This window comes from Sphingomonas benefaciens, from assembly GCF_052907485.1.
This window is the reverse complement of the sequence record NZ_JBREIC010000002.1, coordinates 331,718-344,542: the sequence shown is the minus strand read 5'-3', so window position 1 is coordinate 344,542 and position 12,825 is coordinate 331,718. Positions and strand designations below refer to the sequence as shown.

At 67.6% G+C, this 12,825-nt stretch carries 15 protein-coding genes; 7 read left to right on the top strand and 8 right to left on the bottom strand.

Annotated features, from left to right (window positions below; all coding sequences use genetic code 11):
• Positions 1 to 116 precede the first annotated feature (116 nt).
• Both ACU5AX_RS10025 and ACU5AX_RS10020 read left to right on the top strand, forming a co-directional pair.
• Complete coding sequence (locus ACU5AX_RS10025; protein ID WP_446690766.1) at positions 117 to 2,039, top strand: CocE/NonD family hydrolase; 1,923 nt, start codon at positions 117 to 119, stop codon at positions 2,037 to 2,039.
• Positions 2,040 to 2,070: 31 nt separating this feature from the next.
• Positions 2,071 to 2,826 carry an energy transducer TonB gene (locus tag ACU5AX_RS10020; protein ID WP_446690765.1) on the top strand — a complete coding sequence of 252 codons (756 nt, stop codon included), beginning with the start codon at positions 2,071 to 2,073 and terminating at the stop codon, positions 2,824 to 2,826.
• On the opposite strand, the gene ACU5AX_RS10015 is transcribed toward ACU5AX_RS10020, so the two are convergent.
• The 6 genes from ACU5AX_RS10015 to ACU5AX_RS09990 form a co-directional block, all read right to left on the bottom strand.
• Complete coding sequence (locus tag ACU5AX_RS10015; RefSeq protein WP_446690764.1) at positions 2,807 to 3,862, bottom strand: 5-(carboxyamino)imidazole ribonucleotide synthase; 1,056 nt, start codon at positions 3,860 to 3,862, stop codon at positions 2,807 to 2,809. The two genes, ACU5AX_RS10020 and ACU5AX_RS10015, sit on opposite strands and share 20 nt — an antisense overlap.
• Complete coding sequence (gene purE / locus ACU5AX_RS10010) at positions 3,859 to 4,314, bottom strand: 5-(carboxyamino)imidazole ribonucleotide mutase (RefSeq protein ID WP_446690949.1); 456 nt, start codon at positions 4,312 to 4,314, stop codon at positions 3,859 to 3,861. The genes ACU5AX_RS10015 and purE overlap by 4 nt, the downstream gene beginning before the upstream one ends.
• 358 nt (positions 4,315 to 4,672) lie before the next feature.
• Positions 4,673 to 5,359, bottom strand: coding sequence for a 2,3-diphosphoglycerate-dependent phosphoglycerate mutase (gene gpmA, locus ACU5AX_RS10005; protein WP_446690763.1), 687 nt, complete (start codon positions 5,357 to 5,359; stop codon positions 4,673 to 4,675).
• Positions 5,360 to 5,827 (bottom strand): GNAT family N-acetyltransferase, encoded by a 468-nt coding sequence (locus tag ACU5AX_RS10000; RefSeq protein WP_446690762.1) that lies wholly within the window; start codon positions 5,825 to 5,827, stop codon positions 5,360 to 5,362.
• Entirely contained in the window at positions 5,824 to 6,933 is a 1,110-nt protein-coding gene (locus ACU5AX_RS09995; protein ID WP_446690761.1) for a M14 family metallopeptidase, read from the bottom strand. The genes ACU5AX_RS10000 and ACU5AX_RS09995 overlap by 4 nt, the downstream gene beginning before the upstream one ends.
• Positions 6,930 to 7,526 carry a DUF4136 domain-containing protein gene (locus ACU5AX_RS09990; protein WP_446690760.1) on the bottom strand — a complete coding sequence of 199 codons (597 nt, stop codon included), beginning with the start codon at positions 7,524 to 7,526 and terminating at the stop codon, positions 6,930 to 6,932. The genes ACU5AX_RS09995 and ACU5AX_RS09990 overlap by 4 nt, the downstream gene beginning before the upstream one ends.
• A gap of 136 nt (positions 7,527 to 7,662) precedes the next feature.
• Between ACU5AX_RS09990 and ykgO the strand changes: the two genes are divergently transcribed.
• Both ykgO and ACU5AX_RS09980 read left to right on the top strand, forming a co-directional pair.
• Positions 7,663 to 7,788, top strand: coding sequence for a type B 50S ribosomal protein L36 (ykgO, locus tag ACU5AX_RS09985; protein ID WP_003046794.1), 126 nt, complete (start codon positions 7,663 to 7,665; stop codon positions 7,786 to 7,788).
• Between the two features lie 7 nt (positions 7,789 to 7,795).
• Positions 7,796 to 8,407 carry an HAD family hydrolase gene (locus tag ACU5AX_RS09980; RefSeq protein WP_446690759.1) on the top strand — a complete coding sequence of 204 codons (612 nt, stop codon included), beginning with the start codon at positions 7,796 to 7,798 and terminating at the stop codon, positions 8,405 to 8,407.
• A 41-nt stretch (positions 8,408 to 8,448) separates the two neighbouring features.
• Here ACU5AX_RS09980 and pyk read toward each other — a convergent pair whose 3' ends face one another.
• A complete protein-coding gene (gene pyk, locus ACU5AX_RS09975; protein WP_198353747.1) occupies positions 8,449 to 9,903 on the bottom strand; it encodes a pyruvate kinase in 1,455 nt (484 codons plus the stop codon).
• 80 nt (positions 9,904 to 9,983) lie between these two features.
• Between pyk and ACU5AX_RS09970 the strand changes: the two genes are divergently transcribed.
• From ACU5AX_RS09970 to ACU5AX_RS09960, 3 genes are all read left to right on the top strand, one after another.
• Positions 9,984 to 10,367 (top strand): DUF1244 domain-containing protein, encoded by a 384-nt coding sequence (locus tag ACU5AX_RS09970; RefSeq protein WP_446690758.1) that lies wholly within the window; start codon positions 9,984 to 9,986, stop codon positions 10,365 to 10,367.
• A gap of 120 nt (positions 10,368 to 10,487) precedes the next feature.
• The gene (locus ACU5AX_RS09965) at positions 10,488 to 10,754 is read left to right on the top strand and encodes a DUF2312 domain-containing protein (protein WP_232474027.1); all 267 of its coding nucleotides are present in this window, start codon (positions 10,488 to 10,490) and stop codon (positions 10,752 to 10,754) included.
• 76 nt (positions 10,755 to 10,830) lie between these two features.
• A complete protein-coding gene (locus ACU5AX_RS09960; protein WP_446690757.1) occupies positions 10,831 to 11,253 on the top strand; it encodes a YybH family protein in 423 nt (140 codons plus the stop codon).
• 38 nt (positions 11,254 to 11,291) lie between these two features.
• On the opposite strand, the gene ACU5AX_RS09955 is transcribed toward ACU5AX_RS09960, so the two are convergent.
• Entirely contained in the window at positions 11,292 to 12,758 is a 1,467-nt protein-coding gene (locus ACU5AX_RS09955) for an ATP-binding protein (RefSeq protein ID WP_446690756.1), read from the bottom strand.
• Between the last annotated feature and the right edge of the window lie 67 nt (positions 12,759 to 12,825).

The following is a 12,825-nucleotide window of genomic DNA, read 5'->3' as shown; positions in this document are numbered from 1 at the left end:
TCGCTCCACGCTGAATACCGGGCCCGTCCCGCTCCACCGATGGTGGCAGCGGGACGGGCCTTTTTCGTTGCACCGCCCGCCATGTTGACGGGCTCGTCGTCTTGAGGAGGATGTCGATGAACCGCCCGCTGCTGCTCGCCAGCGCTTTCGCCCTGTTGGCCACTGCCGGCGCCGCCCCGGCGCAGCAGCGGGTCAAGCCGGTGACCTGGACCGAACGGCCCGCCACGCCGCCGGTGGTGCCCGACGCGTACGGCTATACCCGCCGCGTCGTCGACATCCCGATGCGCGACGGGATCAAGCTGCACACCGTGATCGCCATTCCCAAGGGCGGCCGCGACCTCGGCATCCTGATGACGCGCACGCCCTATGACGCGGAAAGCGCGCTCGGCGCCAATCCCAGCGGCTATGCCGCGCCGACCGACGACGGCACCACCGGCGCCGATCCGATCACCGCCGGTGGCTATATCCGCGTCTTCCAGGACGTCCGCGGCATGCACAAGTCGCAGGGCGGCTATGTCATGAATCCGGCCCCGGTCGGCACGCCGTTCAACCCCAGCAAGGTCGACGATTCGACCGACACGTACGACACGATCGATTGGCTGGTGAAGAATGTGAAGGAATCGAACGGGCGGGTCGGCATCACCGGCATCAGCTACGACGGCTTCCTGTCGCTGATGCCGCTGATCAACCCGCATCCGGCGCTGAAGGTGGCGGTGCCGATGAACCCGATGGTCGACGGCTGGCGCGGCGACGACTGGTTCCACAACGGCGCTTTCCGCCAGACGATGATGCCCTATATCCTCAGCCAGCAGGCGACCGCAGCGGCGGACACGCCGTTCCGCACCGGCTATTCGGACGATTACGAATATTACCTCAAGGGCGGATCGGCGGGCGCGATCGCCGCCGCGACTGGCGTCGACAAGATGGGCTTCTTCCAGAAGATCCTCGAACACCCGGCCTATGACAGCTATTGGCAGAGCCAGGCGATGGACAAGGTGCTCGCCGACCAGCCGCTCAAGGTGCCGGTGATGCTGGTCGATGGCCTGTGGGACCAGGAGGACATCTACGGCGCGCCCGCGGTCTATCGTGCGCTTAAGCCCAAGGATACGCGCGGCGACATGGTCTTCCTGTCGGCCGGCCCGTGGTTCCATGGCCAGGAGGCGGGCAACGGCGATGCGTTGGGCGCGATCAAATGGGACAGCGACACCGCCAAATGGTGGCGCCGCAACGTGCTGGCGCCGTTCCTCGCGCATTATCTGAAGAGCGATCAGCCGGCGATGGATGTCGCGCCGGTGACCATCTTCCGTACCGGCACCAACGAATGGCAGCGGCTGCAATCCTGGCCGACGGTCGCCGCGGCATCGGCCACGCGGCTGTACCTGAAGCCGGGCGGCGCATTGGGCTTCACGCCGGCCGACGGCACCGCGCAGACGGTCGACTATGTCTCCGACCCGGCGGCACCGGTCAGCTTCCGCGTCCGGCCCAACAAGCCGACCTACGCCCCCGGCTCGACCTGGCGGCAGTGGCTGGTCGACGATCAGCGCGCGGTGTCGGGCCGGCCGGACGTGATCACCTTCGAAACCGGGCCGCTGACCCAGGCGGTCACCGTCGCCGGCGTGCCGGAGGTGCATCTGAACGCCTCGACCAGCGGCACCGATAGCGACTGGGTGGTCAAGCTGATCGACGTCTATCCGGAAGGATTGAAGGCCGACACGACCATGGGCGGCTATCAGCTGGCGGTGTCGATGGACATCTTCCGCGGCCGCTATCGCGAAAGCCTGTCCCAGGCCAAGGCGCTGACCCCCAATGTCCCGCTCGGCTATCAATTTGCGCTGCCGATGGTGAATCATGTCTTCCAGCCGGGGCACCGGATCATGGTGCAGGTCCAGTCGAGCTGGTTCCCGCTCTACGATCGCAATCCTCAGACCTTCGTGCCCAACATCTTCCGCGCCCAGCCCGCCGATTACGTCAAGGCGACGCAGAAGGTGACGGTGGCGGGACCGGACGAAAGCTTCATCGCGCTTCCGGTGGTGAAGTAACGGCGGCCGGTCCGCAGTTGGACCTCCGCAGATGACCGGGCCGGCAGCACCCGATCGCCGCGCGCTGGCGCTCGCCATCGCACTGCACGGGATGCTGCTGGCAATGCTGCTGATGCAGAGGGCGGCGCCACCGCCTGTACGGGAGGAGGCCCATGCCCTGGCGGTGTTCGACGTCACGCCGCCACCGCCGCCGCCGCCCCCGCCTGAGCCGCCACCGGCGAAGGCAGCGATCCGACCGATCGCGCGTCACGCGTCGGCGCCGTCCGGAGGTTCGCCCCGCCCGCCGCCGCTTGCCGCTGACACGACGCCGGAGCCTTCGGCCCCACCGTCGACCCTGTCTGCAACGGTTCCGTCGCCCTTTGCCGCCGACGGAGTCCCCGACCAATTGGCCGGTCAGGGTGGCGACGGCCGCGGCACCGGACAGGGACGCGGTGACGGCGATGGACCGGGCGGCGATAGCATAGGCTACGGGCGCGCGGAGTGGATCCGCATGCCGACCAACGACGAGATGGTGCGTCACTGGCCCGACCGCTCGCTGCGGCAACGGATCGACGGCACGGTCTATCTGGGCTGCGCCGTTCCCAAACCGGGGCCGCCACGCCGTTGCTGGGTGTTGAGCGAACAGCCGCAAGGGATCGGGTTCGGCCGGGCCGCGCTGGCGATGGTGCCGGACTTCCGCATCCGGCCGGTGACGCGCAACGGGCTCGTCACCGATCTTCCCGTCATCGTGCCGCTGCACTTCGCGGTGAAGCGCACCGCGTCGCGGTTCAGCGGCTCACGACCGTGACGTGACCCATCTTGCGGCCGGGACGCGCCTCGCCCTTGCCGTAGAGGTGGAGGTGCGCGCCGGGCTCCGTCAGCGCCGGCGCCCAGGGATCGTCGCCGATCAGATTGCGCATCTCGACCTGCCCGGTCGGTGTCGTCGAGCCGAGCGGCAGGCCGCAGATCGCGCGGATATGATTCTCGAACTGCGAGGTCTCGGCACCCTCGATCGTCCAGTGACCGGAATTGTGGACGCGCGGCGCCATCTCGTTGAACACCGGGCCGTCCGCAGTGGCGAAGAATTCGCAAGCGAGCACGCCGACATAGCTGAGCGCATCGGCGATGCGGCAGGCCAAGGCCGTCGCCTCCGCTGCCTGCGCCAGCACCGCTGCCGGTGCGGGTACGGTGGAGCGGCGCAGGATCGCGTCCTGATGGACATTGTGCGGCGGATCGTAGCGGACCGCGGCACCGTCGTGACCGCGCGCGATCAGAATGGAAAATTCGTGACTGAAGCGGATGAACCCCTCCAGCACCGCCGGGCCACCGATCGTGTCCCACACCTGCGCTGCGTCGTCGGGACTGGCGATGACCGCCTGACCCTTGCCGTCATAGCCGAAGCGCGTCGTCTTCAGGATCGCCGGACAGCCGATCCGCGCCAAAGCGGCGTCAAGGTCGGCACGGCTGTCGACCGCAGCCCAGGGCGCAGGCCGGCCGCCGACCTGTTCGACGAAGCGCTTTTCGGCAATGCGATCCTGCGCCACGCGCAGGGCGGCCGGGGCGGGATGAACGGGGACGCGGCCGGCGAGCCATTCGACCGGCGTGACGTCGATATTCTCGAATTCGTAGGTGACGACGTCGCAGGCGGCGGCGAAATCGGCGAGGACGATCCGGTTGTGGTAGTCGGCGCGGGTCAGGCTCGACGCGGTCTGCGCAGCAACGCTCTCGCGATCCGGTGCAAGGACGTGGGTGCGATAGCCAAGCTGCGCCGCGGCGACCGCAAGCATGCGGCCGAGCTGGCCGCCGCCGAGGATACCGATCGTCGCGCCGGGATCGAGCCTCATGCCGGATCCACCGCGACACCGTCGGTCTGGCGCCGGCGCCAGTCCTGCAACCGCTGCGACAGCGCATCGTTGGCGGTGGCGAGGATCGCGGCGGCGAGCAGGCCGGCGTTGATCGCACCCGCCTTGCCGATGGCGAGGGTGCCGACCGGGATGCCACCGGGCATCTGCACGATCGACAACAGGCTGTCCTGCCCCTTCAGCGCCTTGCTCTCGACGGGGACGCCGAGGACGGGAAGGTGGGTCATCGCGGCGGCCATGCCGGGCAGGTGCGCAGCCCCGCCGGCGCCGGCGATGACGACCTTGAGGCCGCGGGCGGCGGCGGACTTGGCGTAGTCGTACAGGCGGTCGGGGGTGCGGTGCGCGGAAACGACCTTGGTCTCGTGCGGCACGCCGAGCTCGTCGAGGACGGCGGCGGCGTGGCGCATCGTGTCCCAGTCGGACGTCGATCCCATGATGATGCCGACCAACGGGTCTGTCACGCACTGCTCCTCGCGAGGGAGACGTTGCCTAGCCAATGGTCGGGGGGAGGGCAATGTTTTGGGTGGGTAAAGAGGGCTTCCGCGCTTGTTCGTCATTCCCGCGCAGGCGGGAATCCAGAGACGCTGACGTGGCGGCCTTTACGAAGACCCGCGCGTCTGGATCCCCGCCTCCGCGGGGATGACGGCGATGGGTCCGCGGCGCTCACCCCCCTCTCGTCATCCCGGCGGACGCCGGGATCTATGGACAGCGCGCCACTGGCGGTGATGCGCTGCCTTCGCCGATCACCTCCATGGGTCCCGGCTTTCGCCGGGATGACGAGAGATGGTACGGTCAGCGCTCGCTGAGGTAGTAGCGATCCGTCGCGTTGAGCTGGTCGTCCAGCTCGTAGACGATCGGCTGACCGGTCGGGATCTCCAGCCCGGTGATCTCCTCGTCCGATATGCCCGACAGATGCTTGACCAGCGCGCGCAGCGAATTGCCATGGGCGGAGATCAGCACGCGCTGGCCGTCCTTCAACGCCGGCGCGATGCGCGCATCCCAATAGGGCAGGACGCGGGCGATCGTGTCCTTCAGGCTCTCGGTCTGCGGGATGGCGATGCCGGCGTAGCGGCGGTCCTGCGACAGATCGTAGGCGCTGCCCGGCTCGAGCGGCGGCGGCGGTACGTCGAAGCTGCGGCGCCAGATATGCACCTGTTCGTCGCCGTGCCGTGCCGCGGTCTCCGCCTTGTCGAGCCCGGTCAGGCCGCCGTAATGCCGCTCGTTGAGCCGCCAGTCCTTCTCCACCGGCAGCCACAGCCGCCCCATCGCCTCCAGCGCCAGGTTGAGCGTCTTGATCGCCCGCGTCTGCAGCGAGGTGAAGGTCATGTCGAAGTCGAGGCCCTTGGCGGCCATCAACTCGCCGGCCGCGCGCGCTTCGGCAGCGCCCTTGTCGGTGACGTCGACGTCCCACCAGCCGGTGAAGCGGTTCTCGAGGTTCCAGGCCGACTGGCCGTGGCGGATCAGGACGAGTTGCGGCAATCAAACCTCCAGCGTCAATGTCATGTAGCGGTTCTTGGGACTGTCCGCCGGATAATTGGCGAAGGCGGCGCAGTCGACGAAGCCGAAGCGGCGGTAGAGCGCATGGGCGGGTATGAAATCGTCGTCAGTGCCCGTCTCCAGGCTGAGCCGCACGATCCCTTCGTGGCGGGCATGGGCGATCAGCGCCGTCAGCATCGCCGCGCCGACGCCCTTGCCGCGATGGCCGTCGGCGGTGCGCATCGATTTGAGCTCGGCGTGCGTCTCGTCCAGCCGCTTCACCGCGCCCATGCCGACCAGCGTCTCGCCCTGCCAGGCGGTGAAGAAGGCCGTGCCCGGCTGGGCGAGCTTCTGCGCGCCCAGCGCGAAGCGGAAGGCGGAATCGGTGTTCGCCTTGGCGAAGGCGAGATGCTCGTTGATCAGCCCCGCCACCGCCGATGACAGCGGATCGTCGCGTCGAACCTCGATCACAGTTCGTCGATCATCCCGGTCAGCACCTCCAGGCACGCCACGGCCAGCGCTTGGCTGCGGTCCGGCGACCAGCCGAATTCGGCGTCGGCGTTCGGATCATGGTCCTTGAACGGCATCTCCAAGGTCACCGATACCGCGCCGAACCGCTGCGCCAGCTGGTTCGTCGACATCGACAGGTTGGCATTGCCCGCGCTGGCCTTCTCATAGCCCTTTTCGACCTGGAAATCCGGCGTATGCGCGGCGAGGCGACGGCCGAATTCATAGAATTTCGCGCCGTGATCCTCGGTCCAGTTTGGGATGCCCTCATAGCCGGCGATGAAGTTCGCCGGGATCGCCTCGTCACCGTGCACATCGATCGCGAAGGCGACGCCGGTCTCGTCCATTGCATTGCGGACGCACAGCACTTCCGGGCTGCGCTCGGCGCTTGGCGCGTGCCATTCGCGGTTGAGATTCACGCCTGCGGCGTTGGTACGCAAATGCCCGCGGCGCGTGCCGTCGGGATTCATGTTGGGCACGACGTGGACGGTCGCCTTGGCGAGCAGCGGCGCGGCGGCCTCGCTGGTCAACCAGGCGAGCGCGCCGTCCATCCACCATTCGGCCATCGATTCGCCGGGATGCTGGCGCGCATAGAGCCACACCGGCTTGTCGCCCGAACCGATGCGGAAATAGTCGATCGCCTGGCCATCGAGCGAGGTGCCGAGCTGGCGATGGACGACGCCCGGTGCCAGCGCGGTGCGCGCCACCAGGGCGTCGTGCATCTCCATCGTATAAGGCGCGAAATAGGCGAACCAGGCGAGTTCGGCGTCGAGCCGATAGTCGAACGACAGCACACCGCCTTCGTATCGGGTGTCGATCATCCGCCACGCGTGCCGGTCGGTGCTGGCGCGCGTCTTGTAGCCCGGCCAGCCGAACGGATAGGCCGACTCGCCGGCGTTGACGATGCGGAAGGTCAGCTGCCGCCCGCGCGCGCCGGCGACGCGGAAGTAGAACCACTGGAAGAAGTCCGATTCGCGATCGCGGACGATCTCCAGATCGACACGATCGCCTTCGATGGCGACGAGGCGGATGTTGCCGCCATCGAAGGCGGCGTTGATGTGGATGGTCATCGGACCTCGATAGTGCGACCGGACTCGCCGGGGAACCCCGTGAACAGCGCATGGGCGAGGCGCGGCGCCTGTTCGTCGGCGCGCTTGATGTCGCTGATCCCCTGGGCGCGGCCCTCCCAGACCGGCGACTGGTCGCGTGCATCCTTGATCGTCACCGCCAGTTCGGCGACCAGCAGGTTGGTCGGCCGGCTCTTGCCGATCGGAAAGCCGATGCCGCCGCCCAGGCCGACGCCGCCGCGGCGACCGCCGCTGAAGGATCCGCCGCCGATGCCGATGCTGAACGGCGAGGGGCGGGGCGGTCCTTCCTGCGTGGTGCGGGTGAAGTTGACGGTGGCGACGTAATCGGGACGCGCGCCCTGCGCGGGCAGGCTGTAGCCGGCCTTCAGCAATTCGCCCTCGACCGCGGCGGCATAGGTCTTGAACTCAATGCTCGCATTCGACGCATCGAGCGGCTGGACCGCGATCGTGCCGCGCGCGATCGGGCGATCGAGATGGTAGCGGATCACCTCCGTCGGCGGCAGCGGCTGGGTGGTGGCGCAACCGGCGAGCGCGGCGGCGACGGCGCCGAGCGCCAGGTACGGACGAAGGGACATGGGTACGCGAATCCTATGACTGTTGCGCATGGGAAACGCTCTAACGCCGCCCACGTTGCTTGACTATTGCACCGCTTGTGCCTAGGCGCTCGCGCTTTCCAGAACACATTCCAATTCGAAAAGAAGCGAATCGATCATGAAGATCCGCAACAGCCTGAAGTCGCTCAAGGACCGTCATCGCGACAACCGCGTGATCCGTCGTCGCGGCCGCACCTACGTCATCAACAAGACCAACCGTCGCTTCAAGGCGCGCCAGGGCTAAAACAGCCGTGGGCGTTCCGACCGCCGTCATCTTCGACGTCGGGCGGGTCTTGTACGACTGGGACCCACGGTTCCTGTATCGGCGCCTGATCGACGACGATCGGGCGCTCGATGCGTTTGTGCGCGACGTCGTCACACACGAATGGCATTTCCAGCACGACGCTGGACGCGACTTCGCCGACACGTCGGCGGAGCTGGTCGCCCTCTATCCTGAGCATGCCGAGCTGATCGCCGCCTGGGGACCGCGGTTCCTGGAGAGTATCGGCGATCCGATGCCGGGCATGCACGGCCTGGTCGACGATCTGCACGACCGCGGCACGCCGCTATATGCGATCACCAACTTCAGCCATGAATTCTGGCCGCCGTTCCGCGCGCGCGAGGCGACGATGTTCGATCGCTTTCGCGACGTCGTCGTCTCGGGCGAGGAGAAGATGGTGAAGCCGGACCCGGCGATCTACGCCCTCGCGCTCGACCGCTTCGGGCTGACGGCGGCGGAGACGGTGTTCATCGACGACAATGCGGCGAATATCGCGGGCGCGAAGAGCGTCGGCCTGATCGCGCTGCACTTCACCGGCGAACCCAAGTTGCGGCGCGAGCTGGTGGAACTGGGGCTGCTCTAACCTCTAAGCCCCTCCCCTGAAGGGGAGGGGCTTTCACGGTATCAGCTATAATCCTTCAGCTCGTCGCCGATGATGCGGACGACGTGGATGACGTTGGTCGAACCCGGCGTGCGGAACGGCACGCCGGCCATGACGATGACGCGGTCGCCCGCCTTGGCGATGCCGGTACGCAGCGCCATCCGCTTCGACTTGCCCACCATGTCCTCGAACGATTCGACGTCGCGGGTGAACACCGCATGCGTGCCCCACAGCAGGCCGAGCCGGCGCGCGGTGTCCTTGTTGGGCGTCAGCGTCAGGATCGGCACCGGCGGCCGCTCGCGCGCGACGCGGCGGGCAGTCGAGCCCGAGGTGGTGAAGCAGATGATCGCCGTCGCCCCGGTCGTCTTGGCGATCGACTTGGCCGCCTCCGCCAGAGCGTCGGCGGTGGTCGGGTCGGGGCGCGTCACGGTGAAGTGGATGCGGTCACCGTGGCCGGGATCGCCCTCCACGGAGATGCCGATCGCGTTCATCATCGCGACCGATTCGATCGGCCAGGCACCCGCGGCGCTTTCCGCGGACAGCATGATCGCGTCGGCCCCGTCGTAGATCGCGGTGGCGACGTCGGACACCTCGGCGCGCGTCGGCGATGGGCTCTGAATCATCGATTCGAGCATCTGCGTCGCGACCACCACCGGCCGGCCGAGCCGGCGCGCGGTCTCGACGATGCGCTTCTGCAGCGGCGGCACGGACTGCGGCGGCAGTTCGACGCCCAGGTCGCCGCGGGCGACCATGACGCCGTCGCACGCCTCGACGATCTCCTCGAGCCGGTCGATCGCCTGCGGCTTCTCGATCTTGGCGAGCAAAGCCGCCTGACCGCCGATCAGTTTGCGCGCCTCCCACAGATCCTCGGGCCGCTGCACGAAGCTGAGTGCGATCCAATCGACGCCCTGTTCGACCGCGAAGGCGAGGTCGCTGCGATCCTTTTCGGTCAGCGCTGCCATCGGCAGCACGACGTCGGGGACGTTGAGACCCTTGTTGTTCGACAACGGGCCGCCGACCTCGACCGTGGTGACGATCCGCTCCGCGTCGTGATCGCTGACCCGCAGCACCAATTTGCCGTCGTCGAGCAACAGGCGCGCGCCCGGCTCGATCGCCTCGAAGATCTCGCGGTGCGGCAGTTCGACCCGGGTCGCGTCGCCTGGCGTCGGATCGCGGTCCAGGACGAAGGTGCTGCCGTGTTCGAGCACCACCTTGCCGCCGTCGAACTTGCCGACGCGCAGCTTCGGGCCCTGCAGATCGGCGAGGATCGTCGTCGGCCGGCCGAATTCCTTCTCCAGCGCGCGGATCGCCTGGATGACGGGGATCTTCGATTGCTGGTCGCCGTGGCTCATGTTGACGCGGAAAGCGTCGGCGCCCGCCTGGAACAGGTTGGCGATCATCTCGGGACTGTTGCTCGCGGGACCGAGCGTCGCGAGCACGCGTACTTTCCGCGATCGGGGCGCGATGGCAGTGGTCATGAATAGGCTCCTGGGGAATGGCCGCGGCCTCCTCTAGCTCCTATTGGGTCGGGATCAACCTGTTGGAAGGCCGTTACGTGATGACCGATCCCCTCGACACGCTCGACGATGCCGTCGCGGCGGCGGCGTTCCGCCGCCTCGTCCGCCATCTTCGCCACCGCACCGACGCGCAAAACATCGACCTGATGGGCCTCGCCGGCTTCTGCCGCAATTGTCTGTCCGACTGGGTGGAAGAGGCAGGCGGCCTGTCCAAGGATCAGGCGCGCGAGACGATCTACGGCATGCCGCAGGCGGAGTGGAAGCGCCGCTACCAGACCGAGGCGACGCCCGAGCAGATCGCCCGCATGGATGCCAGCGTCGCCAAGAACCGGCGTGACGACGCAGTGGACGGGGCGCTGGACGAGGCACTAGACGAACCGTTTCCGGCCAGCGATCCGCCGGCGATGACCGAGCCGGGGCGCTGATCGCAGCCGGGCTTGAGCGCGTCGTGGTAAACGCCTAGACGCGCTGCCCTGCCGGCGCTGCCGGTGCATCAGCGAATCATTTCAGGAAGGGCCGCGACCGGTTCGCGGCGGGTGGGACATATGGCCGAAGAACGTGGCGAAGGCATGGGCGGCGGGCAGGTTGCGGCGGACGAGCTGCGCCTGCTGATCGAGCGCGCCGAGCGTCTGGAAGAAGAGAAGAAGGGCATCCAGGACGACATCAAGGACGTCTTCGCCGAGGCCAAGGGCCGCGGCTACGATCCCAAGGCGATCAAGAAGATCATGTCGATCCGCAAGAAGAAGCGGGAAGAATATCAGGAAGAGGAAGCGATCCTAGAGGTCTATATGCAGGCGCTCGGCATGCTGTGATCCGGATGGGCACGGGTTGACCGATCGGCTGGGCGTGTTATTCACATAATACGCTATCGATCGAAAGGTTTAGCCGATGCCCGTCTTCTTGGCCGCCGCCTTGTTCGCGGCGACTCCCGCATCTCTCGCAACGGACGTCGGCCAATTGGTCGATCGGTTCAATGCCGCACGGACGGCGTTCGACGATCGGGGTCTCGCAGCGACGCTGGCGCCCGATTTCCAGGAAATCTCCCCGGTCGGCGATGTCGACAGCCGCGATCAAGTGATCGGCTTCTACCGCGCCGATCAACGCAAGCCGGTGCCGGCGATGACGTCGAGCGAGCGCAGCGTTGCGCTACATCGCGATTGGGCGCTGGTGACCGAGCGGGTATCGTTCGACATGGCCAAGCCCGATGGCACCACGGTGACGCGGTCGCTGCGCGTGCGCTACGTCGCGGTGAAGGCCGGTCCTGGATGGCAGCTCGCCTCCGCGCAATATACCGGTATCCCCAATCGATGACGGGAATGCGCCGCCTCGCGCCATGAGGATCGGAACGACTAGGCGGCCTCCGCCGCGGCGGTCGTCCAGCCCAGCCGCGGAATCGTGATCGAGCGCTTGCCGGACAGGTCGGTGCGCAGCACGAACAATTCGCGGCTTTCGATATAGCCGACCAGGCGGCGAACGCGGCCAAGCGAGCTGGTGCCATAGGTCTCCGCCAGCGCGACGTCGGACGGGCAGGGCTCGCCTTCGCGCGCGGCGCGCGCGACGAGCAGGAATGGCCCGATCATGTCCTCTGGCAGCGTATCGGCGAGCGCCATCGCCTCCGCCCATTCGGGATCGGTGATGTCGAAGATGCCGGCGCGCGCCGCCGACAGCCGCCGAGTGAAGCCGGCGAGGTCGAGCGGCGGCTTGGCCAGTCCCGCCATGCGGCAGCGGACCTGAAAATCCTGGAACAGCACCGACGGCGGCCGCAACGCCGCCTCGCCATCGGCGACGATCGCGCGCAGCACGTCGGCGTAGATCGTTTCCACCTCCTCGTCCGACTTGTCGGGCAAGCGCGCCAGGCTGGGCTGCGTCGGCGTCGGCCGTTCGATCGTGTCGAGCAATTCGTCCGTCGGCACCCGCCGCGGCCGGGGGTCGAAGGTCATCGGGAGCTGCGGCGCGGTTTCCGGCGGCGGCGCGAAGATCAACTGCTGCAGATTCTCGACCGGCGCGGAAGGCAGCGGCGTCAGCTTCGGGCTGCCGGAGCGTGCCGAGGTCTCGACTGCGCCGATCTTCACGGTGATCGGCCGCCGCGACACCGCCGGTCCCAGCGCCAGGAAGGTGCCGCGCGCCAAGTCGCGGATCGATTCGGCCTGGCGCCGCTCCATGCCGAGCAGGTCGGCGGCACGGGCCATGTCGATGTCGAGGAAGGTACGCCCCATCAGGAAGTTGGACGCTTCGGCTGCGACGTTCTTGGCGAGCTTGGCCAGCCGCTGCGTGGCGATCACGCCGGCGAGACCACGCTTGCGACCACGGCACATCAGATTGGTCATCGCCGACAAGGAGGCGCGGCGTACCTCTTCGGCCACCTCGCCACCGGTGGTCGGCGCAAACAATTGCGCTTCGTCGACGACCACCAGCGCCGGATACCAATGTTCGCGCGGCGCATCGAACAGCGCCGAGAGGAAGGCGGCGGCGCAGCGCATCTGTCCCTCCGCCTCCAGCCCTTCCAGGCTGAGCACGACGCTGGCACGGTGTTCGCGCAGACGGCCGGCGATGCGTGCGATCTCGCGCTCCGAATAGTCCGCCGCCTCGACCACGACATGGCCATAGGCGTCGGACAGCGTGACGAAATCGCCCTCGGGATCGATCACCACCTGCTGCACCTGGCCGGCCGAGCGTTCCAGCATGCGGCGCAGCAGGTGCGACTTGCCCGACCCGGAATTGCCCTGGACGAGCAATCGGGTGGCGAGCAGTTCTTCGAGGTCCATGGTCACGGGCGCGCCGCGTTCGTCGCTGCCCATGTCTACGCTGACGGTCATGATCGGATCAGCGTTTGGCCGATCTGGGGGTGTGCGGGCAAGCGCTTTGCGGCGGGTTGGCGGCGAG